General features: G+C 61.2%; 29 protein-coding genes and 1 tRNA gene. 11 read left to right on the top strand and 19 right to left on the bottom strand.

Annotation, left to right across the window (positions count from 1 at the left end; genetic code table 11):
• Together ABID26_RS06035 and ABID26_RS06030 are read right to left on the bottom strand one after the other, a co-directional pair.
• A complete protein-coding gene (locus tag ABID26_RS06035; protein ID WP_292299739.1) occupies nt 1-1,140 on the bottom strand; it encodes an ABC transporter permease in 1,140 nt (379 codons plus the stop codon).
• Nucleotides 1,137-2,669 (bottom strand): ABC transporter ATP-binding protein, encoded by a 1,533-nt coding sequence (locus tag ABID26_RS06030; protein ID WP_292299738.1) that lies wholly within the window; start codon nt 2,667-2,669, stop codon nt 1,137-1,139. The genes ABID26_RS06035 and ABID26_RS06030 overlap by 4 nt, the downstream gene beginning before the upstream one ends.
• Nucleotides 2,670-2,834: 165 nt before the next feature.
• Here ABID26_RS06030 and ABID26_RS06025 point away from each other — a divergent pair, with 165 nt between their 5' ends.
• Both ABID26_RS06025 and ABID26_RS06020 read left to right on the top strand, forming a co-directional pair.
• Nucleotides 2,835-3,044 (top strand): SlyX family protein, encoded by a 210-nt coding sequence (locus tag ABID26_RS06025; RefSeq protein ID WP_292299737.1) that lies wholly within the window; start codon nt 2,835-2,837, stop codon nt 3,042-3,044.
• A gap of 37 nt (nt 3,045-3,081) precedes the next feature.
• The gene (locus ABID26_RS06020; protein ID WP_292299736.1) at nt 3,082-3,489 is read left to right on the top strand and encodes a hypothetical protein; all 408 of its coding nucleotides are present in this window, start codon (nt 3,082-3,084) and stop codon (nt 3,487-3,489) included.
• Here ABID26_RS06020 and ABID26_RS06015 read toward each other — a convergent pair.
• From ABID26_RS06015 to ABID26_RS06000, 4 genes are all read right to left on the bottom strand, one after another.
• On the bottom strand, nt 3,484-3,939 hold the full coding sequence (locus ABID26_RS06015) for a GNAT family N-acetyltransferase (RefSeq protein ID WP_292299735.1): 456 nt from the start codon (nt 3,937-3,939) through the stop codon (nt 3,484-3,486). The genes ABID26_RS06020 and ABID26_RS06015 overlap by 6 nt on opposite strands.
• A gap of 68 nt (nt 3,940-4,007) precedes the next feature.
• The gene (locus ABID26_RS06010; protein WP_126097971.1) at nt 4,008-4,997 is read right to left on the bottom strand and encodes a BMP family lipoprotein; all 990 of its coding nucleotides are present in this window, start codon (nt 4,995-4,997) and stop codon (nt 4,008-4,010) included.
• 206 nt (nt 4,998-5,203) lie between these two features.
• Nucleotides 5,204-5,524, bottom strand: a complete 321-nt coding sequence (locus ABID26_RS06005) for a hypothetical protein (protein ID WP_126097970.1) — start codon at nt 5,522-5,524, stop codon at nt 5,204-5,206.
• Between the two features lie 90 nt (nt 5,525-5,614).
• On the bottom strand, nt 5,615-6,316 hold the full coding sequence (locus tag ABID26_RS06000; RefSeq protein WP_126097969.1) for a hypothetical protein: 702 nt from the start codon (nt 6,314-6,316) through the stop codon (nt 5,615-5,617).
• 405 nt (nt 6,317-6,721) lie between these two features.
• Between ABID26_RS06000 and ABID26_RS05995 the strand changes: the two genes are divergently transcribed.
• Together ABID26_RS05995 and ABID26_RS05990 are read left to right on the top strand one after the other, a co-directional pair.
• Nucleotides 6,722-6,811 (top strand) — tRNA-Ser (locus ABID26_RS05995).
• A 177-nt stretch (nt 6,812-6,988) separates the two neighbouring features.
• A complete protein-coding gene (locus ABID26_RS05990; protein WP_354414476.1) occupies nt 6,989-8,248 on the top strand; it encodes a tyrosine-type recombinase/integrase in 1,260 nt (419 codons plus the stop codon).
• Nucleotides 8,249-9,040: 792 nt separating this feature from the next.
• Here ABID26_RS05990 and ABID26_RS05985 read toward each other — a convergent pair.
• Nucleotides 9,041-9,472: a hypothetical protein gene (locus ABID26_RS05985; RefSeq protein ID WP_354414475.1), complete on the bottom strand. Its 432-nt coding sequence runs from the start codon at nt 9,470-9,472 to the stop codon at nt 9,041-9,043.
• 667 nt (nt 9,473-10,139) lie between these two features.
• A complete protein-coding gene (locus tag ABID26_RS05980) occupies nt 10,140-10,337 on the bottom strand; it encodes a hypothetical protein (protein ID WP_354414473.1) in 198 nt (65 codons plus the stop codon).
• 161 nt (nt 10,338-10,498) lie between these two features.
• Between ABID26_RS05980 and ABID26_RS05975 the strand changes: the two genes are divergently transcribed.
• The 6 genes from ABID26_RS05975 to ABID26_RS05950 all read left to right on the top strand — a co-directional run bounded on the left by ABID26_RS05975 (nt 10,499) and on the right by ABID26_RS05950 (nt 12,702).
• Nucleotides 10,499-10,729, top strand: a complete 231-nt coding sequence (locus tag ABID26_RS05975; RefSeq protein ID WP_354414471.1) for a hypothetical protein — start codon at nt 10,499-10,501, stop codon at nt 10,727-10,729.
• Between the two features lie 34 nt (nt 10,730-10,763).
• Nucleotides 10,764-10,949, top strand: coding sequence for a hypothetical protein (locus ABID26_RS05970; protein WP_354414469.1), 186 nt, complete (start codon nt 10,764-10,766; stop codon nt 10,947-10,949).
• Between the two features lie 42 nt (nt 10,950-10,991).
• Nucleotides 10,992-11,369, top strand: a complete 378-nt coding sequence (locus ABID26_RS05965) for a hypothetical protein (protein ID WP_354414466.1) — start codon at nt 10,992-10,994, stop codon at nt 11,367-11,369.
• Between the two features lie 12 nt (nt 11,370-11,381).
• Nucleotides 11,382-11,594: a hypothetical protein gene (locus ABID26_RS05960; protein ID WP_354414464.1), complete on the top strand. Its 213-nt coding sequence runs from the start codon at nt 11,382-11,384 to the stop codon at nt 11,592-11,594.
• Nucleotides 11,595-11,906: 312 nt separating this feature from the next.
• The gene (locus ABID26_RS05955; RefSeq protein ID WP_354414461.1) at nt 11,907-12,176 is read left to right on the top strand and encodes a hypothetical protein; all 270 of its coding nucleotides are present in this window, start codon (nt 11,907-11,909) and stop codon (nt 12,174-12,176) included.
• A gap of 85 nt (nt 12,177-12,261) precedes the next feature.
• Entirely contained in the window at nt 12,262-12,702 is a 441-nt protein-coding gene (locus ABID26_RS05950) for a Ros/MucR family transcriptional regulator (RefSeq protein WP_354414458.1), read from the top strand.
• A gap of 377 nt (nt 12,703-13,079) precedes the next feature.
• Here the strand turns inward: ABID26_RS05950 and ABID26_RS05945 are convergent, their stop codons facing one another.
• The 10 genes from ABID26_RS05945 to trbB are packed head-to-tail and all read right to left on the bottom strand — an operon-like array spanning nt 13,080 to nt 22,428.
• Nucleotides 13,080-13,358: a DUF2274 domain-containing protein gene (locus tag ABID26_RS05945; RefSeq protein WP_354414456.1), complete on the bottom strand. Its 279-nt coding sequence runs from the start codon at nt 13,356-13,358 to the stop codon at nt 13,080-13,082.
• 11 nt (nt 13,359-13,369) lie between these two features.
• Nucleotides 13,370-14,584 (bottom strand): TraB/TrbI/VirB10 family type IV secretion system protein, encoded by a 1,215-nt coding sequence (locus ABID26_RS05940; protein WP_354414453.1) that lies wholly within the window; start codon nt 14,582-14,584, stop codon nt 13,370-13,372.
• 11 nt (nt 14,585-14,595) lie between these two features.
• Nucleotides 14,596-15,624 (bottom strand): P-type conjugative transfer protein TrbG, encoded by a 1,029-nt coding sequence (trbG, locus tag ABID26_RS05935; protein ID WP_354415027.1) that lies wholly within the window; start codon nt 15,622-15,624, stop codon nt 14,596-14,598.
• Entirely contained in the window at nt 15,614-16,345 is a 732-nt protein-coding gene (gene trbF, locus ABID26_RS05930) for a conjugal transfer protein TrbF (RefSeq protein WP_354414450.1), read from the bottom strand. The genes trbG and trbF overlap by 11 nt, the downstream gene beginning before the upstream one ends.
• Nucleotides 16,346-17,668, bottom strand: a complete 1,323-nt coding sequence (trbL, locus tag ABID26_RS05925) for a P-type conjugative transfer protein TrbL (RefSeq protein ID WP_354414447.1) — start codon at nt 17,666-17,668, stop codon at nt 16,346-16,348.
• 33 nt (nt 17,669-17,701) lie between these two features.
• On the bottom strand, nt 17,702-18,427 hold the full coding sequence (gene trbJ / locus ABID26_RS05920; RefSeq protein ID WP_354414444.1) for a P-type conjugative transfer protein TrbJ: 726 nt from the start codon (nt 18,425-18,427) through the stop codon (nt 17,702-17,704).
• On the bottom strand, nt 18,424-20,874 hold the full coding sequence (trbE, locus tag ABID26_RS05915) for a conjugal transfer protein TrbE (RefSeq protein WP_354414441.1): 2,451 nt from the start codon (nt 20,872-20,874) through the stop codon (nt 18,424-18,426). Before trbE ends, trbJ begins: the two co-directional genes overlap by 4 nt.
• A complete protein-coding gene (locus ABID26_RS05910) occupies nt 20,868-21,140 on the bottom strand; it encodes a VirB3 family type IV secretion system protein (RefSeq protein ID WP_354414438.1) in 273 nt (90 codons plus the stop codon). Before ABID26_RS05910 ends, trbE begins: the two co-directional genes overlap by 7 nt.
• Nucleotides 21,140-21,448 (bottom strand): TrbC/VirB2 family type IV secretion system protein, encoded by a 309-nt coding sequence (locus tag ABID26_RS05905; RefSeq protein ID WP_354414435.1) that lies wholly within the window; start codon nt 21,446-21,448, stop codon nt 21,140-21,142. The genes ABID26_RS05910 and ABID26_RS05905 overlap by 1 nt, the downstream gene beginning before the upstream one ends.
• 11 nt (nt 21,449-21,459) lie before the next feature.
• Nucleotides 21,460-22,428 (bottom strand): P-type conjugative transfer ATPase TrbB, encoded by a 969-nt coding sequence (trbB, locus tag ABID26_RS05900; RefSeq protein WP_354414432.1) that lies wholly within the window; start codon nt 22,426-22,428, stop codon nt 21,460-21,462.
• Nucleotides 22,429-22,445: 17 nt separating this feature from the next.
• On the opposite strand from trbB, the gene ABID26_RS05895 reads away from it, so the two are divergent.
• Nucleotides 22,446-22,931 (top strand): hypothetical protein, encoded by a 486-nt coding sequence (locus tag ABID26_RS05895; RefSeq protein WP_354414429.1) that lies wholly within the window; start codon nt 22,446-22,448, stop codon nt 22,929-22,931.
• A 25-nt stretch (nt 22,932-22,956) separates the two neighbouring features.
• Here the strand turns inward: ABID26_RS05895 and ABID26_RS05890 are convergent, their stop codons facing one another.
• On the bottom strand, nt 22,957-24,987 hold the full coding sequence (locus ABID26_RS05890) for a conjugal transfer protein TraG (RefSeq protein WP_354414426.1): 2,031 nt from the start codon (nt 24,985-24,987) through the stop codon (nt 22,957-22,959).
• Nucleotides 24,988-25,113: the final 126 nt, after the last annotated feature.

Raw genomic sequence — 25,113 nt, 5'->3', positions numbered from 1 at the left:
TCAGGCCCCCCTCCCCTTGACCGCCTGCATGCCGACCGATTTCGGACTGAACGAGGCGAACAGCGCCTGGATGTAAGGCCTGAACATATGCTCCAGCGCGCCGGCGAACAGGATCACCAACCCTTGAATGATGACGATCATGTCGCGGCTGATCGCCGGCATCTCGAAGGCAAGCTCGGCGCCGCCCTGGTAGAGCATGCCGAACAGGATCGCCGCCAGCACGATGCCGACCGGATGCAGCCTGCCCATCAGCGCCACCGCAATGCCGACATAGCCGGCGCCCGAGACGAAATCGATCGCCACATTGTGCTGGTCGCCCATCACCGGATTGAGCGCCATCATGCCGGCCAGCGCGCCCGAGATCATCATCGCGGTTATGATGATGCGGGTTTCCGAAATGCCGGCATAGCGCGCCGCCTTCGGGCTATGGCCATAGGTGCGCATCTCGTAGCCGAGCCTGGTGCGCCAGATCAGCAGCCAGACCAGGAACGCCATCGCCAGCGCCAGCAGGAAGCAGATGTTGAGCGGCGCCGAGCGGATCTTGGCGCCGAACAATTCGATGATCCAGTTGAGCTTCGGCAATTCCGCGCCGGCGAGGAAATTGCGTGTCTGCGGCGCCTGCGATCCTGCCGGCTTCAGCGGGCCGACCAGCAGATAGACCATCACCGAGGCGGCGATGAAGTTGAACATGATGGTGGTGATGACGATGTGCGAGCCGCGCTTGGCCTGCAGATAGGCGGGGATGAAACCCCAGAGCGCGCCGAACACCGCCGCGGCGACGATCGCCATCGGAAAGATCGCCCACCAGGGCAGCACGCTGTCGAAGCTCAGGCAAACGAGCGCGATGCCGAGGCCGCCGATATAGGCCTGGCCCTCGGTGCCGATGTTGAACAGGCTGCAATGCGCCGCCACCGCCACCGACAGACCGGTAAAGATGAAGGTGGTGGCATAGAACAAGGTGAAGGCGATGCCCGTGCCCTTGCCGAAAGCGCCCTCGACCAGGATGACGGCGGCGCGGAACGGATTTTCCCCGACCAGCATGACGACGAAGCCGGCGACGATGAAGGCCACCGAAAGATTGATCAGCGGGATCAGTCCGTAATCGGCCCAGGCCGGCAGTTTTGCGTAAGGCGTGCTCATTCGGCGGCCTCCTGGTGCTCGACACCGGCCATCAAGAGGCCAAGCTCGCCTTCGGTCGCCTCCGGCCCCCGTTCGCCGACGATGCGGCCGGCAAACATCACCAGGATGCGGTCGGAGAGCGAACGGATCTCGTCGAGCTCGACCGACACCACCAGCACGGCCTTGCCCTGGTCGCGCATGGCGATCAGCCGCTTGTGGATGAATTCGATGGCGCCGACATCGACGCCACGCGTCGGCTGGCCGACGATCAGCACGCCGGGATCCTGCTCCATCTCCCGCGCCAGCACGATCTTCTGCTGGTTGCCGCCGGAGAAATTGGCCGTCCTCAGCCTGCAGTCGGCCGGACGGATGTCGTATTTGCCGATCTTGTCCTTGGCGTCGTTGCGGATGGCATCGACGTTGAGGAACGGTCCCTTCAGGTAGCGCTCGTCGTCGTGATAGCCGAGGATCGAATTCTCGTTCTCCTCGAAGGCGAGCACCAGCCCGACATGGTGGCGGTCCTCCGGCACATGGGCGAGACCCCGGTCGCGCAACTCGCCTGGGTCGGCCTTGCCGGTCAGGTCGACCGGCTTGCCTTCGAGCATGACTTCACCCGAGACGGCGTGCCGGATACCGGAAATCGCCTCGAGCAGCTCCGACTGGCCGTTGCCGGCCACGCCGGCGATGCCGACGATCTCGCCGCCGCGCAGGTCGAAGGAGACGTCGTCGACCATGGTGACGCCGCGTGAATCCTTGACCGTCAGGTTCTTGACCGAGAGCTTCACGGCGCCGGCTTCCGACTGGCCCTTCTCGACCCGCAAGAGCACGCGCCGCCCGACCATCAGCTCGGCCAATTCGCCGACCGTGGTTTCCTTCGTCACCCTGGTGGCCACCATGGTTCCCTGGCGCATGACCGAGACCGTGTCGGTGATGGCCATGATCTCGCGCAGCTTGTGGGTGATCAGCACCACCGTTTTTCCCTGCTCCTTCAATTGCTTGAGGATGCGGAACAGATGGTCCGCCTCGGCCGGCGTGAGCACGCCCGTCGGCTCGTCGAGGATCAGGATCTCGGCGCCGCGATAGAGCGCCTTGAGGATTTCGACGCGCTGCTGCAGGCCGACCGGCAGCTCCTCTATGATGGCGTCGGGATCGACCTCGAGGCCGTATTCGCGCTCCAGCCGCTCGAGCTCGGAGCGCGCCTTGGCGATGCTTTTCTTCAACAGCGCATCGCTCTCGGCGCCGAGAATGACGTTTTCCAGCACCGTGAAATTGTCGACCAGCATGAAGTGCTGATGCACCATGCCGATGCCGAGCGCGATGGCGTCGTTGGAGGTGTTGATCGACACCGGCTTGCCGCCGACGCGGATCTCGCCGCTGTCGGCCTGGTAGAAGCCATAGAGGATCGACATCAGCGTCGACTTGCCGGCGCCGTTTTCGCCGACAATGCCGTGGATGGTGCCGCGCGCGACTTCCAGGTTGATGTCGCGGTTGGCGCGCACGGCGCCAAAACTCTTGTTGATGCCTATGAGCTCGATTGCGGCTTGCGCCATGCAGCCTGTCCCACTCAGTTTTTTTATCGCTTGGTCAAAATGCCTAGCATGATGCCCCGCCCATGCCAATTGGCACGGAACGTCATTCACTCTCGACAAATCCCCGCGCGCTTGTCAATTTCGAAGGTGGCCGAGAGCTTCACATTCACAGAACCCGGGTTTTGAATGACCAGACCTGACGACCGGCTGACGAGGCTGGAAATCCGCGCCGCCGAGCAGGAAAAGACGATCGAGGAGCTGTCCGGCCAGATCGCCGAGCAGTGGAAGGTGATCGAGCGCATGGAACGCAAGCTCGCCGCCCTGACCGACCGGTTCCTGGCCCTGGAGGAGCAGGCAGCGCCCGACGTGCCGGTGACCAAGCCGCCGCACTGGTGAGCAAGCACGGGGTGAGCGAGCATTGGGGAGAACGGTCATGCCCAGTGAAGGAGACCGCATCGCAAGGGCCGGCGACTATGTCTTTGGCCTGATGGATGAGCGGGAGCGCGCCCGCGCCGAGCGCGACCTTGAGATCGATCCCGCCTTTCGCGGCGCGGTGCTACGGCTCGCCGAACGTATGCGCGCCCTGGAGCCGGCGGGAGCGTCGAATGCCGCTTCGGACCAACGTTGGCAGCTCGTCCAGCGCCGCCTCGGCGAACTGCCGCAGATGCGACTTGCCGGCTTGACGGACGGAGAGGCGAAACCGCAGCCGATCGTGATCCACCGGCTTGAGCGCAAGCCTTACGGTGTCGGCCTGCATTCCCTGGGCGGTCGGCTTGGATTTGTCATCGCGATGGCGCTCTTGGCGGCGTTTGCGCTCGGCTATCTCGCCGGCACCCTATAGAGATCGCTCCATCAGCACCATCGGTTCGTCGCCCTGCTCAAAGGTCTCGACCGCAGTCCAGCCAAGGGCCTCGTAGAAGCGTCGTGCCTGCCAAGTGTAGAGATAGAGCTTGTCCACGCCGACGGAGGCCGCATGGGCCTCAACGGCCTTGAGAAGCGCCACGCCGATACCCCGACCCCGATAATTCTCGTCCACGACAAGCCCGGCGAGCCAGGGCGTCAGATCATGCGCCGGATCGATCTCGTTGCGGACGAACAGGCAACTGCCGATCGGCGCATCGCCGAGGCGAGCGACGAAGGCCGCCTCGAACCCGTCGCCCGCGACCAGTCCGCCAAGCCCCGCGATGTCCTCTTCGAGCGTCCGGGCCGTCCCTCCGAAGAAGGCAGCCAGGCGCAGCCTTGCGATGGCCTCGACGTCAGGCTCGGCCATTGCTTCGATAATCGGTAGCATCGCGCTCGCCCAAAATAAAACCGCCGGGACTTCGCCCGGCGGTCCAAAAACCTTGGTTCAGTTGCCGATCAATACGGGCACTTGTTGTCGGCGGTGTAGTCGTGCACCTCGACCTTGCCGGCGATGATGTCGGCCTTGGCCTTTTCGACGGCCGCCTTCATCTCGTCGGTCACCAGCGCCTTGTTGTTGTCGTCCATGGCATAGTCGACGCCGCCTTCCTTGAGGCCTAGATTCTGGACGCCGCCCTTGAAGGTGCCGTTCTTGCCGTCCATGAAGGCGTTGTAGACGGCAACGTCGACGCGCTTCATCATCGAGGTCAGCACCTTGCCGGGCTGCAGGCCGTTCTGGTTGGAATCGACGCCGATGCCGAGCTTGCCGGCATCGGCCGCGGCCTGCAGCACGCCGACACCGGTGCCGCCGGCGGCGGCGTAGACCACATCGGCGCCCTGGTCGATCTGCGTCTTGGCGATCTCGCCGCCCTTGGCCGGGTCGTTCCAGGCGGCCGGCGTGTCGCCGGTCATGTTCTGGATGACGTCGGTGGCGCCAGCCGACTTGGCGCCGCCGACATAGCCGCATTCGAACTTGCGGATCAGCGGAATGTCCATGCCGCCGACGAAGCCGACCTTTTTCGACTTCGACGCCATCGCCGCCAGGATGCCGACGAGGTAGGAGCCCTCATTTTCCTTAAATACCAGCGAGCGGACATTGGGCAGGTCGACGGCATCGTCGATGATGGCGAAGTTGAGGTCGGTATATTCGGCCGCGACCTTCTTCAGCGCATCCTCCCAGGCAAAGCCGGCCATGACGATCGGGTTGCGGCCGTCCTCGGCGAAGCGGCGCAGCGCCTGCTCGCGCTGCGAGGCGTTGGAAACCTCGAATTCGACGTAAGCGACGCCGGTTTCGGCCTTGAATTTCTCGGCGCCGTGAAAGGCGGCCTCGTTGAAGGATTTGTCGAACTTGCCGCCGAGATCGTAGAGAATGGCCGGCTGGACATCCGCGGCGAAAGCCGGAAGAACCATTGCAGTTGCGGCCAGGAGGCCGAGAACGATACGTTTCATGTGATCCACACCCTGTCGGTTATTTTTTCCGTTGCACCGCATTCCCGCCCGGTTCTCCGGCAGGCACACGACGTCATGCAGGAAGTGTATGCCCCTCCCCGCTGGTGGCCAATCTGGCACGGCCCGAAACAAAATTCACGTGGAATTTTGACCTGTTGGAAAAAGCGGCCGGCCTGCCCGTTTCCGGGCGGAGCGAAACGTCCGCGTCAGTTGGTCGGGGCGAATTCGTGGCGTCGACGCCGGTAGCCGAGGGCGTAGAGCAGGAACGCCAGCACGGCGAACACCGCGAACCCAGGCTGGCCGAGCACCCAGGCGATGGCACCGTCCCAGACCAGCGGACTGGCCTTGGCGCGCACATAGGTCTCGAAGGCGGCGCGGGTGTCGGGCGATACCGCCAGCCAGCTCGTGTTGAGCGGTGTCATGACGAGCGCCGACGCCGCCACCGAGCGCGTGGTGTCGATCACCGCCATGATGACGGAAATCGACAACGCAATCATAGCCGCCAGCCGAAAGATGAAACGCAACATCCAACGCACTCCCCGGGAATGCTCCCGTCTGCCCGCAACCGACATAGAGCGAGCGCAATCGCCACGCAATCGCGACACGTGATTTTGAGGTTAGACTGTTTTTGCCGTTTTGCGCCGGTTGACCCGCCAGATGGCGAAGATTCCGCCGGCGATGGCTCCGACGATCAGGCCTGCGAGGCCGATGAAAGCGGCGAAAAACCCGCAGGCGCCCTCGAAGCAGCTCATATGGGTGGCGTCGGCGATCAGCGAACCGGCAAAGAAGCCGGCGCAGGCGCCGCTGGCGCCGCCAAGGATGATGCCGAGCAGCGCGGCAACGAGCGAGACCAGCAGTGGCGGGCGTTCGGTCTCGGGATTGGCATAGACGGTCTCGGCGCCGGCGCCATGCCGCAACAGGTAGATGCAAAGCAGGCCGATGGCGATCTCGGCGGCCGTGAAGCCCAGCGCTTCTGCGGAGAAGACGAAGTCGGGCATCAGAAGCGTGTAAGCCTGGCGCACGATGAGCCACAGGATGATCGCCACCTGCCAGATGGTGTAATGGCGGGGAAACCGCGCCGACCGGTTGAAGGCGAGGCTAAGCAGATAAAGCCCCCACAAAATGGTGACAAGGCCGCCGGCCAGCCCGCCATAGATCAGGAAGAGCACGCTTTCCGGCAGGTTGAAGTCGCCGATCAGCCGCCAGCTCGAGATCAGGCCGTAGGCCGACAGGCCCATGACGACGATCAGCCACGCCACCGGGATGAAGGTAAGCCCGCTGTCCGGCCGGCCCGCGGGTTGCTGGTGGATCGATGTCATGTCAGGACGATGCCCCTCGCAAAGCCCAAAACGCGCGCAGCGGTTTTCCATCCGCAATTGCGCAAAAACGAATATTTCAGTCAGTCGACAGGTGGCAAAGGCCGAAGTCAAGCGCAGCTGAGGCTGCGGCCCGCCCTGTGCACATCATTCGAAGGTCGGCAGCGCTTTATCGAGCCCGCCTTCGAGCCATCAACGGCAAAAGCCTTTGCACCGCCTTTATGGCTTGGCATTCGCCTTAGGATCGACTAGATGAGCCCCGCGCCTGTTTTGCCTAGACGGCTAGAGGTGCTGGGAAGGGTTGCCCGCCGGTTGAAGGCACCCCAAATAGTCCGCCGAGGACTTCCCGAGGGAGGTGCATCTCCCCAACCCGCGCGGCGAAACCGGCCGGCGCGAGAGTGCAAGGACGGAGAGGTGGCCGAGTGGTTGAAGGCGCACGCCTGGAAAGTGTGTTTACGGGAAACCGTAACGCGGGTTCGAATCCCGCTCTCTCCGCCAGCTAACTTCCATAAAAACCGTTTATTTTCAAAATCTTCGTTATAGCCCTTGACTGCCCGGCATCGAAACATATCTCATTCTGTGTAACAAACTGTGTAACATTAGAGCAAGCTAATGCGGCGATCGACAGCGCCCCGCCCGCATAAGCGGGATGGCATCTGGTACCTCGTGCGTCGGGTGCCGAAGGAATTCTCGTCGTTCGACCGCCGTGGGTTGGTGCGTATTTCCACTGGGGTCGCAGTTGCTGACGATCCGCGTGGTGTAAGGGCTCGCGATGCCGTGCGAAGCCTCGGGGCGGAGCTCGAGACCTATTGGCGCAAACTGGGCGATGGCCAGTCCGCAGAGGCAGTTCTGCGTTTCGAGGCAGCGAGGAAGCGCGCACGATCGTTCGGGCTGGCCTATCGAACCAATGAGGAACTGGCGGCGGGGCCGCTGGACGAACTCATAGCCCGCATGAAGCTGCTTCTCGATAGAAATGCCGTCGATAACGCAACGGACGTCTCCGCGGTGATGGGCGGTGAGCAGCGGCCGGCGCTGCGCCTGAGCGGGCTTCTCAAGGAGTTCGAGGCGATTGAACAACAGAACCTGCTGGCGATGTCGCCAAACCAGATTAAGAAGTGGCGGAACCCCAAGAAGCGCGCGATCGCAAACTGTATCGGCGTCATTGGCGACAAAGAGATCGCTCGCCTGACCCGCGATGACGCAGTCGCTTTCCGTGAGTGGTGGCAGAAGCGGATCGTCGGGGGCGGTCTCGATATCGCTACAGCCAACAAGGACATCGGTCACATCTCCAAGATGCTGCGCGTCGTGGACCTCACCCATCAGCTCAAACTGGAGCCGGTTTTCCACCAATTGCGTCTCTCCGGTGCCGTCGCGGGTCAACGGGCGGCGTTCACAGCGGAGTTCGTACAGGGACAGATTCTGGCGGAAGGCGCGCTGAATGGGTTGAACGACGAGGCGCGCCATCTTGTTTATCTAATTGCCGATACCGGACTCAGGCTCTCTGAAGCGGCAAACCTCACCACGGAAACAATCCGCCTCGATCACGAGATCCCGCACATACAGGTGCGTCCCAACGGGCGTCGGCTGAAGACTGATCATTCAGCTCGTGACATCCCCCTAGTAGGCTGCGCGCTGGAGGCGATGAAGCTCCATCCAGAGGGTTTCCCTCGATATCGCGACAAGGCAGCCTCGCTTTCCGCGCTCGTCAATAAGATGCTCACCAACAAGAAACTCCTGCCTACATCGGAGCATAGTCTTTATAGCCTGCGGCACACCTTCGAAGATCGGCTAACGGCAGTTGAGGCGCCCGAGAAAGTAGTCGCCACCTTGATGGGCCACAAATGGATGCGGCCGAAATACGGAGCCGGACCGTCCCTGGCGCAGAAGCGCGAATGGCTGCAGAAGATCGCGTTTACCCCACCCGCACTTATCTGATGGACGTTGCGAGCTCGACTCTGTCATTTTTCGGCTATCTCGAAGGCTGTCTTAGCGCCCCCGGCGTGTCTAACCCCATCTTTCATCAGCTTGGCTAGCACGCGCTGCGCCCGTTCCCGGTTTCCGAACTGCCGCCGCGCTTGTTCGACCTCGTACTCGAGACGCTCGAACGTTGGGACGTAGACATCCCCATGGCGGACAACCAAATAGGCGGCCACGGCTAGACAGCGTTCGAGTTCCGCAACCGATGGATGGAAGAAAGCAGCTACGCCCTCGCGAGGTGCGCAAGGTCCCTCTCCCGTAGGCGAACCATGCGATCGGTCAGCGCGCAGCACCGTCTGCCCAGAGCCTATACCTGATCCATGCCCTGCAGGGATCACCAAGCTCGGACAGTGCAAAGGCCGGCGGCTCTCAATCTCGCTCTGAGTGTTGACCATATCGCGATCCTCTCGAGCTCACTTGGAGATAGGATCGACTGGATTGAAGAGAATAAAATGGCCCGAGTGACGAGGTTCGGCAGCATCGTAGAAACGGCTTGAAAATGTTGGCGCTAGTCGGTGTTGGCGCAGCCAAGCGTAAATGAGCAATTCTTCTAACGGAGATTACCGCCTTAGCCAAAAGCCGCTACTACGTCCGCCGCAGAACGACGCGGAGGGTATAAGGTTGCAAGTAGGTTGGTTGCGGGGACACGCCTTAAGCGCCGCTTGTTGCACGCAGCCTAGGACATTGCTCGGCTGCGCCCTTCACACTAAGCGTATATAAAAGCTATCTTTTTTCGGCCTCAGCCAGCCTTTAAGGCAAAAGCTTTGCTCCAAAAAAGCTGAGTTGAGCAAGTGGCCAGGCGTACCCCAGAACGAAAGCAAGGGCGGATATTGTAAGGCTTGCCGCCCAACCGACCTTGTACCGCTGGCTCCGCGCCCAAGCGCGTTGCGCTCTTGCATGCTTTTCGTGCGACTGTCTAATCAGCTCATTGCGCCCTTGGTTTGCTTCATCGGCGAGCCGCTTGGGAGAGGCGACCACTTCGGGCATCGCTCTGATCGCTTCGTTAATCTGATCTCGGTTGTGCGATGTAGCGAAATGCTCGCCCTGTTCATCCGCGCGAAGAGCAAGGAAGAATAGGCTGGAGCCCGCCGCGACGACACCAATCAGAAATGACCAAAAGGAGGGCGTGAGAAAGTGAAACACATAGGCCGGGTCACGTAAGCTGGCGGCTAGCGAAGCCATGGATATTGCGCCACCTGCTGAACCGGCTCCGAGCCATATGTGAAGCTGCCGTCTGTAGGCTTCACTTTCGGCGTTCTTTGTTCTGAACCATACGCAACGTGTCGGTTGTATCGATCTTCATTTTATAGCCCCCTGATTTTTTCTTTTATCAGATTCGCCGCATGGAATCTTTCAAGTCATAATCGACCGAACGGTGGGGCCGCCAAAGCCTCACCGTTGCGGGGCAGCGCTCGGAGGCGTCAGCCCAAATGGAGCGCGCCGGAGGAACTGAGGCTATTGGGAAACGGCCCCGGTGTCGGTGTAAGCTGGACTAGAAGGGTTCAAGCGCGCGACCTTCGCGCGCGGCAGACAAACCGACGGCCCAGCCGTCACCGCTTCACCCTGTCAGGGATTCTCACCCGTACCTCTGCAAATTCCGGAGGGTGCTTTCGGCGATGACATCACGCCCGACACAGCGGTGTTTTTCAACTGGTCGGTAGAAACGGGAAGATACGTCGCATCGCTAGAAAGTCGTTTAGGGCAACTGCCCAACTCTCCTGCTCTTGGAAATTATCCGAAGGTCTAAGCCTTTCTATCCCTGCTGTTTTGCTGCTCAGCCTTTTTTTGCAACGTCTCGATTACCGGAGCGTCAGGTTGTTCAAGAGGAATGATCGGCGGATCGTCGAGATCAAGAACGACGACATCGGGATGCTCCGATCTGCCAAGCTTCCTTTATCTCAACGTCATATTTTCCGATTCCCAGCTCCAGCAGGGGCTTGGGTTCCGCATCCAGTGAGGGCAAGTGCGCCGGTGCCAGAAGATAGCGTCCGTCATGCTTCAATTGCTGAATGAAATTTCGGAGATGAATGTCGCTCTTTGGCTGCATGACGTTTATCCTAGCAAAACTGCAGTTCGCCCCCGACACAAGGCACCTGAGCGGCAGTAAGATTCGGTGGAGCGACTAATCGCGCGGCTGGCGCGAACCATTCGCCCTGCATATCCATCCTGCGACGATACATGTGAGTCGGCCAAAGGGAGAGAATTTTCATGTCGAATTTCACAGGGCGCCCTACCAATGACTTGGTCCAGATCGCTTCGTTTGGGGGTGGCTTCACGCTGGACGCGGCAGGCCGGAGCACTGACGATCTCGTGAAGATGGCGTCATTTGCCAAAGATAAGGGGTGCAGGATTGTCTTGCGAGGTATGAACGGCAGGCCGACAAACGACCTCATCAGGATCGCTTCGTTCGGCGGCGGATGCGTGCATTTCGAGGGCTAAGCCTCAGTCATCTCTTTGCAAATGGAAGGGCAGCATGTCGGCGATCAACGGTACGTTTAGCCAAGGTTTCGAAGTCGGATATCGACTGGTCAAAGGCATTCACGTTGGCATGCCAGGAACACCCGGAGAACCGGGCAACCCTGGCAACACTACTCCATTCCTGCAGGGCATCGAGGCAGGCATCAAAGCCGCCGGCGGCATGCTCATAAAGCAGAGATAGACTGCTCTTGCCCGTCATTGTGCAGCGGACATCGTTATCGGCATGATGGCAAACAATCCCCTTACATTGCCTCGTGACGCTACTGTCGCCACAGTGCTGTCCGGCCTAGTCGACGCGGAAGAATATGTCCGGCGCATTTTCGAACGCATGCGCAATGGCAAGTTCGACCAGGTGCGGATTGGCGTACGGTCATGCATCGAGCGGCCCGATTATATCCTGGACGAATTCTTCAAAGACCATGAGGATCCAGATCCGGGGCAGCCCGTGCCAATGGAGGCCTACAGCGGCAAAACGCATCGGCCGGTTTCGTACGCCAGATGGAAGGATTCCGACAATTGGTCCCGTGCTGGCATGACTACAGCCGAGGTTCAGAAGCTGCTTGGCCACATCCGGGGCTGGACCCCGCGGCGTCAGGAGTGAAAGGGGTCGGAGATGCGCTACGTCGTAACCATCGATAGCCAGCCGGATCTAACGGGCGGCTTCTTCGCCGATTTTTCTGATGCGAAGCGCCATGCGGAAGGGATCGCGGCGGAGCGCTCCCATGCTGAGATTTGCATCGATGGCTATCCTGCAGCTCCGGGCGGCCCGATGCCGACCTGGCGATATGATCGTGACGTCGCATCGTGGGTTCCGACAGGAGACTAAACACCTAGAAGCTTACACCAATCACAATAGTGGCAAATGAGCAATCCGTTGGCGCTGCGGAGAAAATCGGCGCCATGCAGTGGTAGCATACTCCCTTACCAAGGGAGTTCCGCAGGCCCTTTTAGCGATCGTCCTGCTTGTTCTTCCGCCCGGAACCCACCTCAGACGTCGCACAGGACGTCATATGGTCCAAGGCCCAGCGCCACATAAACGGGGCGAACGCTGGCATGTTCTTCCGGTGGAGCGAATATCTGGTAGACTGTCCAGGCGCGACGGAAGGCCGAAGTTAAATCCGGTTGGATTCATTCCATTATGGAGATTGAGGACGAGGTGCACCGCACGTATCGCGGCCATCATCAGTCCGGCTGGGTGAGGCCCACACGAACTTGGCTTGATGCCGCGTGCCCTGTCTATGTTGACTTCGGGGAAGACTTCCTGATCAAGCTGGAGACCTACGACGAGTCGGGCCTGCCGTGCGTCCGGCGTGTTGCAAAACGGAAGTTTGTGCATGACGTCATGGTTGAAACGAGAGCCGACGCTATTACGATGCGCTTTTATCGGCTGCCGCCTAGCTCTATTTGATCAGACACAGATCTAGCCTGCCGGTGCGTTGCACGTCGCTGGATTGAGGGCTATGAGAGTATAGATTGTGACTCTGGAGCCTGACATGCCCGAAGAAGCCGGCAATAATCTGATCGAACTTACCGCAGATATCGTTTCCGCTTATGTCCAAAAGAATGCAGTCCCCGTGTCTGGACTTCCGGATTTGATCGCCAGCGTTAATTCGGCATTGTCTAATATTGGCCAGGCAACTCCAGTAGAAGCACCTTCCCCAAAGCCAGCAGTTAATCCCAAGAGGTCCGTGTACCCGGACTACATCATCAGCCTCGAAGACGGTCAGAAATATAAGTCGCTTAAGCGCCATCTAGCAACTCGGCATGGAATGACGCCCGATGAATACCGGGCGAAGTGGGGACTGGCGAAGGACTACCCCATGGTCGCTCCAAACTATTCGGCCACCCGATCAGCGCTGGCGAAATCGTTAGGTTTGGGAAGAAAGTCTGCTCCTGCCAAAAAACCTGCTGCGAAACGCAAGGCGAAAGCCTGAGTGGTGGCCAACCGGAGGTCTTGGTGTGCCAGGGAATCAGCGTGATCGTGACAGCGCCGATCCAGCAGATCGTGGCAGTCTGTCGCTTTGGGATTTTTCGGACCCGGATGAGGCGGCCAAAGCAGCTCTCGATGTCTATGGGCCGGACGCGACGACTGCCGCAGCTCATTGCGCATTGACGGCTCATTTTGATGGGCGCGACCGCGACTATCGCTTTTGGTTTGCGGTTTTCTCGCAACTCAAACACGCGTCTCCGCTGAGTCACTCCGCGAGGGGCCATTAGAGCGGCTCGCTATCGGCGTCGTTATCTTCAGCAGAGTTCCTAGTGCTGCAATCCTCTGCTGTATCTTTAGCCGGACTAGCCCGAGTACCCCGCGCTATGTGTCGTCCAGCGTTGAAGCTGATTGCCGTCGCGGCTTCTCCGATGCGCCGACGCGCGGCAGGCCTTCCTTTCTGGCCTTGGCAAATGCTCGGTCACTTTCTAGGAACTCCGACAGTATGAATGGGATGAGTTCAGCCACCGTTTCCGACTCGCCATAGGTCTGACGGTAAAGCGCGGCATAGTCGTTGAGCGCTTGGCTCAAGTCAGCGCTAACGGTGATGGTGATCTTGGAAGGCGTCCGGTCCGGAAGCTTTCCTAATTTCAGGTTTGCCATGAGCCCCCAATTCAATTCGCGTACGGCCGGAGCACGAGATCCTTGTGCACAATGACACGCAGCGGCCAGCCGGGGCGCACGGTGATGGTCGGTTGAATGTTAAGGTTCTTTTCGGTGATGCGTTGGCCGGCTTGGCTGACGTTCTGCTGAGTGGATTGCCGAATCGCTTTTACCAGGTCGCTTTCGTTTTCCCCGAAGCTCAGCTCGGTGCCGACACCCAGCAGCGTGGCTAACGCAACACCCTTGATCAACTGCCAGGTGTGGAAATCCACCTTATCCTCAAGGCCCGCATAGCCAGCAGCGTCGGTCGCCGGCAGATTGTCGATTTCGACTGACGAGCCGTCGGGCAACATAATGCGCTGCCAGACCAGCAGCGCACGCTTTTGCCCAAAGGCGACGACGCTGTCATAGGTTCCGATCAACCGTGAGCCCTGCGGTATCAGCAAGGTGCTGCCGGTGACTGTGTCGTGCACATTCTCGGTGATCTGCGCGACGACTAGACCAGGCAAATCGGAATTGATGCCGGTGATGAGGCTTGCCGCGATTACGCTGCCGGCCATCAGCTGATAGGGCGAAACCGGCGTCTGCAACGTATGCGGATTGTAGATCCCGTTTGTGTCACGCTGGCTGACAAAATCGAGCTTGCGCTGTTGGTTGTTCTGGTCTCCCTCGGCTGGCGCAATTGAAGCCAGCGCATGTCTGGCATCGGATTGTGGAAGTGCCTCGAATGGCTGCTGTGCACCTTGTCCAGCGTCGGCCAACTCCTTTTGTTTGGGTCGGTTGTCGATGCGGAAGAAGACTTGCGATTCGCGTGCCGAAATTGCCTGTTGGGCGAGCCGTTGCTCCTCGGCGGAAACCTCCTGCCCCGACGCAATGCCGAGCTGGCGCTGCCGCTCGAGGATTGGGCGGCCGAGATCGCCCGGCAGTGGTGGCCCAAGCACGGGAGCCTTCGGCTTGATTCTAGAATAGTCCTTGGGCAGGCTATCGAGCCCGTCGGCGGCTGGCTTGCGCTCGGTATTATAACGGTCTTCCACCTGGCCTTTAATGCGCCATGCCGGTCCTTGAAGTGCCATCATGCTGACGCCGAATATGGCGCCGGAACCGAGCGCCGCGATCGCGACGATCACGCCGCGCCTGAATCGCACAGCGCGGCGCGGCGAGGCTCGCAGTTGCAGCTGCTCGGGATCGAGCTTAGGCGGAGCGGTGGAATGGGACGTGTCAGTCATGAGCGCTGCCCTCACCTGCCGAAACGAGAAAACAGCGAGATCCGCCGCGGCGGTTGCCGGCCGTCGGTCCTGGTGATGCGCACAACCTGCTGCTGTTTGCTGCCCAGGCGCAATTCGGCAGCGGCGAAGAGACGGTCGACGATGTAGTAGTTGCCGCGCATCCGATAGTTGACGAGCTGACTGTCGCCGTCGGGACCGACGATGAAGAGTGGGGGCGCCTCGCCCTGATCGATGCGGCGCGGGAATTCGATATAGACTTTGCTGCCGTCGTCGAAGGCACGCGTCGGCCTCCAGGGCGGTGTGTCGCCGGTGATCGAATAGCGGAAGCGAATATTCTCGAGTGCGACGTTCGATGCCACCGGCATGGTAGCCTCGGCCCGAATGTTACGCTGGCGCAGCGCGATGATCTGGTCTTCGCTGTATGTCCAGGAGATCGCCGCCATGGCGGTCTTCTCGGTGCTTTGAAGCTGTAGATGATAGGTCCGTCGTTCCGTAGTGATCACCAGGTTGGTGGTAAGCCCCGGCGCGAAGGGTTTGACCAGCACATGGGTGCGCTGATTGTCACCGGTGCCGCTCACGGTATCGCCAATGACCCAGCGCACCGTGTCGCCGGCCGACACGGCTGTCAGTTTCTCGCCCGGCTGTAGAGCGATATCGGTGACGCGCTCTGGCGCGGCATAGAGCTGATAAAGCGCGCCATCGCTGAAGGGGTAAACCTGAACCGCGTTGACATAGCCATACCTGGTGGGTTGCTGCGTCGCTGCCTTATTGGCATCGGCGACACGGTCTTCGGGAGAGCGCTTGTCTTCGGCGGCCTTGCCAGGCTCAGCCTGCAACTGGCCCGGGAGCGGCAACGGCTTTGGCACCTCGACGATCTTGACCGGCTTCTCCGGCGCCTTCTCGATCACAGCCGGTTCGAATTCGGCGGCGTCATAGGAAATATCCGGCGCCGGCACCGGCTTAGACGCACAAGCGGGAAGGACGGCTGCTGACGCGGACAAGACCAGGATGGCACGGTACGATGGGGCTCTATTTGTCATTATCGGGCTCCTTCGGGGAAAGGGATGTTGGCGCGGCGCTATCGAGCTCACGCGACCAGTCGATGGCGTTGACGAAGACGCCGAGCGGGTTGTTGCGCAGTTGGTCTGTATTGCTTGGCGGGCGGATCACGATGGTTAGGATCGCCGTCCAGCGCGTCGTGCTGGCCAGGCTGCCGCGCTCAAAAACCTGCTCGGTCCATTTGATCTGGAACGAACTCTCGGAAGCCCTGACCACGCTGGTTACCTGCACCGACACACTGCGCGTGCCGATCTGGCCGAAAGGGTCGTTGGCCTTTGCGAACTCATTGAGGAACAGCGCCGCGCGGTCGGTGGCAAAGTCGTATGCCGCCAGCCAGTTCTGCCGCACCAACACCGGATCGGTTGAGACAGAACGGACATTTTGGACGAAACGGCCGAGATGCCAGGCGATCTGGGCATCCGAGGGCTCGTAGTCCTGGGTCGCCGGGGCTACGGCGCGCGCCTCACCGAAGCGATCGACCTCCACAACGTAAGGCACGACGCGACTTTGCATCGACTGCCATACGAGTGCGCCGGACAGCCCGGTCGCTAAAACCAGGCAGCCGATAGCCATGAGCCGCCAGTTCCTGGCCTGCACTCGAGATGAACCGATGCGCTCGTCCCAGAGCTGGCCGGCCCTCTGATACGGCGTGATTGGCTCGGGTATTTTTCCGTAGCGTTGAACGGGTCGTTTGAAGAGCATCTAGTCTTCCTTGTCGGTCAGAGATGGATTGGCGCTGCCGCCCGGCCTGTCACCGTCACGGACTGCCTGCACCGCGGCGTGGCGATGAGCACGAGCGGTCTGTTCGGAACGCAACCGCCTTGCCCAATTGGGCGCGGTATTAGGGACCGTACCGGCTGGAGTTCCGGTCATTGACGCGGTCGGCGCACCGCCGGTCGCTGTCCATGCAGCTTCGCGCCCGGCATCGACGCTGCGCCTGAAGTTTCCCGCGGCCGATCGTGCTGCTCGCATCGCAGCGCCGCCGGCGGCGCCCGCCACACCCTGCATTCCAGCAGCCACACCGGACAGACCGGAGTCAGGCGACGTTGCACGTCCCAACTGCCACGCCGAGGAAGCTGCCGACCCCATGGTCGTGCCGGCTCTGATGGCGGCGAGCCCGCCGCCCCTTGCCATGCGCGCGCCAGCAAACGCCGCGCCCCCGGCGACAAGCGATGCGCCGGCCGCTGCTACGGTCGTTCCTAGCGCCGCGCCGGCGCCAAGCTGCGGCGCGCCAGAAACCAGGCCCGAAGCGATCCCTGGTCCGAAGATGCCGAGACCAAGCAGCGCCAGCGCGCCGAGCACCTGAGACATGGCGGCGGCCAGATCCGGCTCCTTGCCTTGCAGCGCGGATGCGAACTCGCCGAAGAGTGTGGAACCGATGCCCACGATGACGGCGAGCACCATCACCTTGATACCGGAGGAGATCACATTGCCGAGCACGCGCTCGGCCAGAAACGACGAGCGATTCCAGAGCGCGAAGGGAACCAGAACGAAGCCCGCCAACGTGGTAAGCTTAAACTCGAGGATGGTGATGAAGAGCTGGATGGAGAGAATGAAGAAGGCGATGATGACCAGGAACCAGGCCACGAGCAGCACGAAGATGGTGAGCGCATTTCCGAAGATTTCGGGGAAGCCGAGCAGCTGGCTCGCCTGATCGAGCAGCGGCCAGGCGCCCTCGAAACCCGTGGAGGCAATGCGGCCTGGATGTAGGAGATTGTCGGCGGAGAGATTGCCGGAAGACGCGTTGATGCCAAGGCCGGCAAACGACCGATAGATGATGTCGGCGAGGTTCTTGAAATTGTTCAGGATGAAGGCGAAGACGCCGACATAGAGCACCTTGCGGATGAGCCGACCGAAAATGTTGGCTTCGCCGCCTAGCGCCCACGCCAGGCCGGCAAGCGTGATGTCGATGCCGATCAGGGTGGTGGTGAGGAAGGCGACGTCGCCGGAGAGCAGACCAAACCCGCTGTCGATATAGCGGATGAAGGTCTCCATAAAACGGTCGATGACCCCCAGGTCGTTCACGCCGCCACCTCCCTCATGTTGAAGAGCTAGTGATCAGTTGCCGGGATAGGCCATGGCGCTACCCAGGAAGCGCTTCGTCGTCTGGCGGGCGGCTTCCTCGGACTGCGCCTTGCGGGCTGCATCCTCGGCCTCAGCCCGAAACTGCGTCGCGAGCAGCGTCTGGATTTGCATCTGCTGCTTAGTCGAAAGCGCGATCAGCTGATTGGTGGCCTGGCTTGCCTGAAGCGCACCGGCCGCGCCTTGGCTGCGGGTGACGAGATCGGCAAGCAGGTCGCCGTCACCGCGGACATTCGCGACGATTTGAGACTGGACACCCATGGTCTGGCGGAATGCTTGCATGGCGCTCTGCCACCGCTCGCGAGCGGCGCCCGCCACATCGCTGACCTTGATCGTGGCGTCGTAGCTTTCCGGATATTGCTGGCGCCACTGGTCTTGAAGCTTATCGAGATCAAGACTCAGGCCGCTCGCCTGGTCCATCAGCCCATCGATGCGATGGAGCGCACCGGTGAGTTGGCCGACCGAGGAAAAATCCAGGCTCTGAAGGTTGCGCGCCATGTTTTGCAGCATGGTCGCCTGGTTCTGAAGCGACTGGATCTGGTTGTTGATCTGCTCCAGCGACCGCGCTGCAGTCAGAACGTTCTGCGCATAGTTCGAGGGATCGAAGACGATCAGGGCGTAGGCTGGCTGCACATAGTCGGCCAGCGGCTTGGCGATCAGGGAAAGAGTGATCAGGCCGGAGAGAAGACGGCGCCGCATCATGACGATTGCTCCATGTCTGGTTGGGGGAATTGGCGGAGAAGCTCGGCGGCCCAATCGAGGCCGCGCGCATTCAGAAAGTGAGAAGCAAAGCCGTGCTGCCCGTGCTCGGACAGGATCCTGTCGATCAGGGTCTGGCTGGCTGGATCGGAGGCGCCGCAAAGCGCGAGTGTGATGGGGCCCAAGCCCAGCTCGAAGAGGCGATTGCCGCGGCGCGATTGCAGATAGTACTGCCGCTTCGGTGTGGCGCGGGCGACCAGTTCGATCTGCCGCTCGTTCAGGCCAAAGCGCTCATACGCTGCCCGCGCCTGCGGCTCCACGGCACGATCATTGGGAAGAAGGATGCGCTGCGGGCAGCTCTCGATGATTGCGGGCGCAATTGTTGAGCCTGCGATGTCGGCAAGCGATTGCGTGGCAAAGATCACCGAGACATTCCGCTTTCGGAGCACCTTCAACCATTCCCTTATTCGGGCAGCAAAAAGCGCGTTGTCGAGGTAGACCCAAGCCTCGTCGAGAATGAGCAGCGTCGGCCGTCCGTCGAACCGCTCCTCGAGACGATGGAAGAGATAGGTGAGCACCGGCAGCACGGCGCTGCCCTGATGCATCAGCTCCTCAGTCTCGAAACACTGGACATCCGACAAGGCCAGGCGATCGTCATCGGCATCGAGCAGCCGGCCGAATGGGCCGTCGAGCGTGTAGGGCATCAAGGCAGACTTCAGCGCATTGGACTGAAGCAGGACCGACAGACCTGTCAGCGTGCGTTCCTGTGCCGGCGCGGTTGCCAGGCTGGTAAGCGCCGACCAGATCGCCTCCTTCACCTCAGGCGTGACGGTGACGTTCTCATGAGCAATGAGGCCGGCGATCCATTTGGCCGCCCAGCTGCGGGTGGTCTCATCGCCGATACTGCGCAGCGGCTGAAAGGCAAGCGCGCCTGCAGCCCCCAGCGCATGGTGTTCGCCACCCATGGCAAGGGTTGCTGCGCGAGCCGAATTGCCTTTGTCGAAGACATAGATCTGCGCGCCGGCGTAGCGTCGAAACTGCAGAGCAATCAGGGCAAGCAGAACCGACTTGCCGGCGCCGGTCGGACCGACGATCAGCATGTGGCCGACATCGTCGACATGGGTGGAAAGTCGGAACGGAGTCGACCCGCTGGTCTCGGCGAAGAGAAGCGGTGGGGCCTCTGTGAGGGTGATCTTTGCGAGATGCTGGTTCGACGCCGGACCGGCCCACGCCGACGAAAGCGGCATGAGGTGTGCAAGGTTCAGTGTGTGAACGAGCGGCTGGCGAACATTGGCATAGACATGACCAGGCAACGAGCCTAGCCAAGCCTCGACCGCGTTGACGCTTTCACGAATCGTGATGAAGCCGAGCCCGTTGACGATGCGCTCGAGCGCGCGAAGTTTCTCTCCGGCGGCTTGGCGATCACCGTCCCATATCGTCACGGTCGTGGTGAGATAGCCGAAGCCGACATGATCGCAGCCCAACGCCTGAAGGGCTTCGTCGGCATCGAGCGCCTTGTTGTCGGCATCGCTGTCGACGAGCGGAACGGGTTCGTTGGTGATAACCTCGCGCAGGATGGCCACGATCGACTTGCGCTTGGCAAACCACTGCCGGCGCAGTCGCGTCAGCGTCTTCGTCGCTTCCGTCTTGTCGAGCGGAATGAAGCGCGTCATCCAGCGATAGGCGAAATCCTGATGGTTGAGCGCGTCTAGCATTCCGGGCCGGGTGAGGTTCGGGAATCCGAGGATGGTGAGGGTTCGCAGATGCTGGTCGCCCAGCATCGGCTCCAGCCCGCCGGTGAGCGGCGCGTCGACCAAGACGCCGTCGAGATAGATCGGCGTTTCCGGCACGGCGACCGGATGGCGACTGGTCGAGATTGTGCCATGCAGGTAGGTCAGCGTTTCGGCATCGTCGAGCCCACGCACTTCGGGCATGAAGCCCGACAGGAGATCTAGAACGCGGTCGGTCTCGTTGCGAAACCGCGCCAGTTCGGAGTTCCAGTCTCTTTCGCCTTCTGAAGGGAGGGAGTCGACGAGCGCGCTTTCCGCCCTCGCCTGGCTGTCAGGCGGCGGCATGAAGAGCAAGGTCAGATGATAGCGGCTCTCATAGTGCGCTACCTTGCCCTCGAAAGCCGCGCGCCGTTCTTCATCGACCAGCCATGAGGCTGCGTCGGGAAAATGCGAGTTCGGATAGCCTAACGCTTCAATGCGCTCAGCCTCGAAGAACAATGCCCAGCCGGAGCCAATGCGTCTGAGCGCATTATTGGCTCGTGCGCAAATGCCGATGAGCTCGGCTTCCGTCGCGCTTTCGAGATCGGGGCCACGGAACCGCAGCGTCCGCTGAAAGCTGCCGTCCTTGTTGAGCACGATGCCCGGCGCGACGAGTGCAGCCCAAGGCAGATGGTCGGCAAGCCGGTCGGTTTTGCTTCGGTATTCCGAAAGGTTCAGCATGCAAGCCACCCCCTCAGCCGAAGGTGGCGGACAAGCACGCTGGCGAAGTCCGGATCGCGGCGGGCGGCAAAGACCGCGAGCGTGTGACCTGCGATCCAGAGCACCAGCCCTGCAATCCACTGCTGCAGGCCAAGGCCTATCGCCGCGGCGACCGTGCCATTGAGGATCGCCACCGCTCGCGGCGCGCCGCCCAGCAGGATCGGCTCCGTCAATGCCCGGTGGACCGGCACCTCGAAGCCTTCGATATGCTGTTCTCCGGTGGCCATCAGACGAGCGCCCCGCCGCCGAAGGAGAAGAAGGACAGGAAGAAGCTCGACGCCGCGAAGGCGATCGAGAGGCCAAAGACGATCTGGATCAGCCGGCGGAAGCCGCCTGCCGTGTCACCAAAGGCAAGGGTCAACCCGGTCGTGATGATGATGATCACCGCGACGATCTTGGCGACCGGTCCCTGCACCGACTCCAGAATCTGCTGCAGCGGCTGTTCCCAGGGCATGCCGGAGCCCGCCGCGTAAGCCGGGGCCGTGAGAAGAAACGCGAGCGCGGTAGACGAAAGAAAGCGAAGCTTCTTGCGCATGAAGTGACCTTTCAGAGCTGCTGGAGTTTTGGGAGCGTGAGCGGGGTGACGGCGTAATCGCCGGTGCCGTCGAGGCCGGTGACCTCGGCGATCGCGTCGATGCGGCGCGATGATCCGCGCCCGACGATGAAGACGATCAGGTCGACTGCATCGGCGATGAGCCGGCGCGGAACAGTGACGACCGCTTCCTGAGCGAGTTGCTCAATCCGATAGAGGGCAGAGCGTGCCGAGTTGGCGTGAACCGTGGCGATGCCGCCGGGGTGCCCGGTGTTCCAGGCCTTCAGCATGTCGAGTGCTTCCGAGCCCCTCACCTCTCCGACAATGATCCGGTCGGGCCTGAGACGCAGGGTCGAACGCACTAGATCGGCAAGCGTGACCGAGCCTCGCCTCGTCCGCAAGGCAACGCAGTCCTTCGCCGCGCATTGCAGTTCGCGCGTGTCCTCAATCAGGATCACCCGCTCGTCGCATTCGGCGACTTCCGCCAGCAGCGCATTGGCAAGCGTCGTCTTGCCCGACGAGGTGCCGCCGGCGACTAGAATGTTGCGCCGCTCGCGCACCGCTTTCCTGAGCGCATCGGCTTGCAGCGGCTGCATGATCCGGTCGGCGACATAGTTGGTCAGCGTGTAGAGCTTTGCCGCCGGCTTGCGGATCGCAAAGCACGGCGCCAAAACGACCGGCGGTAGCAAACCCTCGAAGCGTTCGCCCGATGGCAGTTCGGCGCTGACAATCGGATTATCGGCATGCGCCTCTGCGCGCACATAGGAGGCGACCAGACGGATGATGCGTTCCGCCTCTGATGGATGCATATGCAGGCCGGTATCGACGCGGCCTTCTCCCAGCCGGTCGAGACGCAGCGCGCCATCGGGATTGACCATCACCTCGATGACCAAAGGATCGGCGAGCGCCTCGGTGATCGCTGGGCCCATGGCGGTGCGCAGCATCGCGCGACGGCGATGGTCGGCCTCGGGATGAGAGCTCATCCTTCGCCTCCCACGCCATGATCTTTGCCAAGCGAGCTTTTCCCAGAAGCGATCTGCCGGCCGACCTGCTCGACGAATTTGTCGAAACGCTCCTGGGCAATCGCCTGCGTTGCCTTGTCCGGGACCGGCGTATGAGCATGGAGCGTGATCGAAAAGCGGATGAAGAGCGCCAGGCTCTCAAGGATCATCTCTGCATCGCGCCTGACATGACCGAGGTCACGGGAAAGACGGTCAAGCCTCACACCATAGCGCCGGTCGAGCTCGTTCTCGCCACGCCGCTCGATGAAGGCTTCGACGGCCTTCGCAACGACCGCCGATTTGGTGGTCGAGGGATCGCGACTGAGGTTGTCCAGCTTCTCGCTCAACTCGGGCTCGAGCAGAAACTGATGACGAATGCGGTGGGGCTTCATGCGGCTTGTTCTCGACAGGCCGGCGTTGCGCCGGCGACGGGAACAAGCATCGGCCAGACGCTCGAAATCGCTTATGGTCGTTATCTACGCTGAGATACGCTTTGGCTTTAGGGGGCATTCAGAAGCCGGGCACGATGTCCTTATCGTTGCCCCTGCCCTCGTTGATGCCGTAGGCACGCGCCGCGGTAGAAATACGGTCCATGACGCGCTTGTCGGCGACCGCCCCGCTATCATCGTCAGTGGAGTCGAACAGATCGCTCTGATCCGGCTCGGTGGCGACGACGGTTTGTTCTTCGGGCAAACCGGGATGGCGCTGCTGCTCGACGCCTCCTTCGTCTTCGATTGTCACGCCGGCGCTTTCGTCGTCGGCAGCAAGACGGCGATCGACAGCACGTACCTGTCCAGTCCAATCGTCCGGGCGTGGCGCAGGACAGTCAGCGTAAGGACCGTCGCACAACACCGGCGCAGGCAGCACCCGTTCGGTGAAATTCTGATCCTGATAATAGCGTAGTTTCTTGGCGCGGATCGGAGGCAACCCCGAAACCAGTACCAACTCATCGGTTTGGGGCAACTGCATCACTTCACCGGGAGTCAACAGCGGTCTGGCGGTCTCCTGTCGGCTGACCATGACGTGCGAAAGCCAGGGCGCCAGCCGATGACCGGCATAGTTGCGCATGGACCTCAATTCTGTCGCAGTGCCGAGCGCGTCCGAGATGCGCTTAGCGGTACGCTCGTCGTTGGAGGAAAAAGCAATGCGAACATGGCAATTGTCGAGAATGGCGTTGTTCTCGCCATAAGCCTTGGAAATCTGGTTCAAGGATTGTGCGATCAGATAGGCGCGAATGCCGTAACCGGCCATGAAGGCGAGTGCGGTCTCGAAGAAGTCGAGGCGGCCAAGGGCCGGAAACTCGTCCAGCATCATCAGCAGCTGATGTTTGCGGCTCTTCTTTGGATCGCCCTCGAGGCGCTCGGTCAACCGGCGGCCGATCTGATTGAGCACCAGCCTAACCAGCGGCTTGGTGCGAGAAATGTCGGATGGCGGCACGACCAAATAAAGCGACATTGGCCGCTCGCCATCCATAAGGTCGGCAATGCGCCAGTCGCACGCCGATGTTGCCGCAGCCACCGTCGGATCGCGATAGAGACCGAGAAACGACATGGCAGTCGACAGAACGCCTGAACGCTCGTTCTCGGACTTATTCAGCACCTCACGGGCAGCCGAGGCCACGACGGGATGGACGTAAGGCATGTCCGCTGTGCCGAGGTGGTTCGTCGCCATCATGCGCTGCAGTGTCGCGGCAAATGAGCGTTGCGGGTCCGACAGGAAGGTGGCGACGCGAGCGAGCGTCTTTTCCTCTTCGGCGTAAAGCACATGCAAGATGGCGCCGACTAACAGAGAATGACTCGTCTTCTCCCAATGGCTTCGTCGCTCCAGTGCACCTTCCGGGTCGACAAGAATGTCGGCGATGTTCTGGACATCGCGGACCTCATTCGGGCCCTTGCGCACTTCCAGCAGCGGATTGTAGCGCGCCGATCGCCCTTCGGTCGGATTGAACAGAAGACAATGCGAAAATTTCGATCGCCAGCCAGAGGTCAGCTGCCAGTTCTCGCCCTTGATGTCGTGAATGACGGCCGAGCCGGTCCAGGAAAGGAGCGTTGGAACGACCAGCCCGACGCCTTTGCCCGAACGTGTCGGCGCAAACGCCATCACATGCTCCGGTCCGTCGTGACGAAGATAGCGATCCTTCAACTTGCCGAGGAAAACGCCGGCCGGCAGAAACATACTTGCCTTCTCGATCTCTAGCGTCGTGGCCCATCGCGAGGAGCCGTAGGTGGTGACCAGCCCTATTTGCCGCGCGCGCCAAAGCGAGCCAGCGATCGCGGCTGCGCAGCCCACGAACCCGCTGGCGCCGGCCAGCGCGCCTGCCTGATCAAATATCTCGGGCGCGTAGGCATCGAAATGGAACCACCATTCAAACAGTTTCCACGGCTTGTAGATCGGCCAGTCGGCCACGACGAACCATGGCACGCCAAGACGCGGCTGATAGCCGAGCATATGGGCGCACCATTGCGTTGCCGCCCAGACCCCAAGAATCGCGATTGCAAACACGATGGCGATCTGTCCAATGAGTAGTTTTGTAGGAGTCATTGGTTTGCTCCGCTGCTCCGCTGTTCCAACAGACGGATCAATCATCGCGCCAAGCGATGCAAACTCGAAGACACGGGAGCTACGACGAACTACGCTGAGGGCGCAATTAGGCCTCTACAACACCGC

The organism is Mesorhizobium shonense, from assembly GCF_040545255.1.
Lineage (GTDB): Bacteria > Pseudomonadota > Alphaproteobacteria > Rhizobiales > Rhizobiaceae > Mesorhizobium > Mesorhizobium shonense.
Note: the sequence above shows the minus strand (reverse complement) of the source record. Positions and strands in the feature narration are given on the sequence as shown.

What these genes read in the sequence shown, in the direction of transcription:
- ABID26_RS06035 (WP_292299739.1), bottom strand. Translation starts at nt 1,140, where the DNA reads ATGAGCACGCCTTACGCAAAACTGCCGGCCTGGGCCGATTACGGACTG.
- ABID26_RS06030 (WP_292299738.1), bottom strand. Translation starts at nt 2,669, where the DNA reads ATGGCGCAAGCCGCAATCGAGCTCATAGGCATCAACAAGAGTTTTGGC.
- ABID26_RS06025 (WP_292299737.1), top strand. Translation starts at nt 2,835, where the DNA reads ATGACCAGACCTGACGACCGGCTGACGAGGCTGGAAATCCGCGCCGCC.
- ABID26_RS06020 (WP_292299736.1), top strand. Translation starts at nt 3,082, where the DNA reads ATGCCCAGTGAAGGAGACCGCATCGCAAGGGCCGGCGACTATGTCTTT.
- ABID26_RS06015 (WP_292299735.1), bottom strand. Translation starts at nt 3,939, where the DNA reads ATGCTACCGATTATCGAAGCAATGGCCGAGCCTGACGTCGAGGCCATC.
- ABID26_RS06010 (WP_126097971.1), bottom strand. Translation starts at nt 4,997, where the DNA reads ATGAAACGTATCGTTCTCGGCCTCCTGGCCGCAACTGCAATGGTTCTT.
- ABID26_RS06005 (WP_126097970.1), bottom strand. Translation starts at nt 5,524, where the DNA reads ATGTTGCGTTTCATCTTTCGGCTGGCGGCTATGATTGCGTTGTCGATT.
- ABID26_RS06000 (WP_126097969.1), bottom strand. Translation starts at nt 6,316, where the DNA reads ATGACATCGATCCACCAGCAACCCGCGGGCCGGCCGGACAGCGGGCTT.
- ABID26_RS05985 (WP_354414475.1), bottom strand. Translation starts at nt 9,472, where the DNA reads ATGGCTTCGCTAGCCGCCAGCTTACGTGACCCGGCCTATGTGTTTCAC.
- ABID26_RS05980 (WP_354414473.1), bottom strand. Translation starts at nt 10,337, where the DNA reads ATGCAGCCAAAGAGCGACATTCATCTCCGAAATTTCATTCAGCAATTG.
- ABID26_RS05975 (WP_354414471.1), top strand. Translation starts at nt 10,499, where the DNA reads ATGTCGAATTTCACAGGGCGCCCTACCAATGACTTGGTCCAGATCGCT.
- ABID26_RS05970 (WP_354414469.1), top strand. Translation starts at nt 10,764, where the DNA reads ATGTCGGCGATCAACGGTACGTTTAGCCAAGGTTTCGAAGTCGGATAT.
- ABID26_RS05965 (WP_354414466.1), top strand. Translation starts at nt 10,992, where the DNA reads ATGATGGCAAACAATCCCCTTACATTGCCTCGTGACGCTACTGTCGCC.
- ABID26_RS05960 (WP_354414464.1), top strand. Translation starts at nt 11,382, where the DNA reads ATGCGCTACGTCGTAACCATCGATAGCCAGCCGGATCTAACGGGCGGC.
- ABID26_RS05955 (WP_354414461.1), top strand. Translation starts at nt 11,907, where the DNA reads ATGGAGATTGAGGACGAGGTGCACCGCACGTATCGCGGCCATCATCAG.
- ABID26_RS05950 (WP_354414458.1), top strand. Translation starts at nt 12,262, where the DNA reads ATGCCCGAAGAAGCCGGCAATAATCTGATCGAACTTACCGCAGATATC.
- ABID26_RS05945 (WP_354414456.1), bottom strand. Translation starts at nt 13,358, where the DNA reads ATGGCAAACCTGAAATTAGGAAAGCTTCCGGACCGGACGCCTTCCAAG.
- ABID26_RS05940 (WP_354414453.1), bottom strand. Translation starts at nt 14,584, where the DNA reads ATGACTGACACGTCCCATTCCACCGCTCCGCCTAAGCTCGATCCCGAG.
- trbG (WP_354415027.1), bottom strand. Translation starts at nt 15,624, where the DNA reads ATGACAAATAGAGCCCCATCGTACCGTGCCATCCTGGTCTTGTCCGCG.
- trbF (WP_354414450.1), bottom strand. Translation starts at nt 16,345, where the DNA reads ATGCTCTTCAAACGACCCGTTCAACGCTACGGAAAAATACCCGAGCCA.
- trbJ (WP_354414444.1), bottom strand. Translation starts at nt 18,427, where the DNA reads ATGATGCGGCGCCGTCTTCTCTCCGGCCTGATCACTCTTTCCCTGATC.
- trbE (WP_354414441.1), bottom strand. Translation starts at nt 20,874, where the DNA reads ATGCTGAACCTTTCGGAATACCGAAGCAAAACCGACCGGCTTGCCGAC.
- ABID26_RS05910 (WP_354414438.1), bottom strand. Translation starts at nt 21,140, where the DNA reads ATGGCCACCGGAGAACAGCATATCGAAGGCTTCGAGGTGCCGGTCCAC.
- ABID26_RS05905 (WP_354414435.1), bottom strand. Translation starts at nt 21,448, where the DNA reads ATGCGCAAGAAGCTTCGCTTTCTTTCGTCTACCGCGCTCGCGTTTCTT.
- trbB (WP_354414432.1), bottom strand. Translation starts at nt 22,428, where the DNA reads ATGAGCTCTCATCCCGAGGCCGACCATCGCCGTCGCGCGATGCTGCGC.
- ABID26_RS05895 (WP_354414429.1), top strand. Translation starts at nt 22,446, where the DNA reads ATGATCTTTGCCAAGCGAGCTTTTCCCAGAAGCGATCTGCCGGCCGAC.
- ABID26_RS05890 (WP_354414426.1), bottom strand. Translation starts at nt 24,987, where the DNA reads ATGACTCCTACAAAACTACTCATTGGACAGATCGCCATCGTGTTTGCA.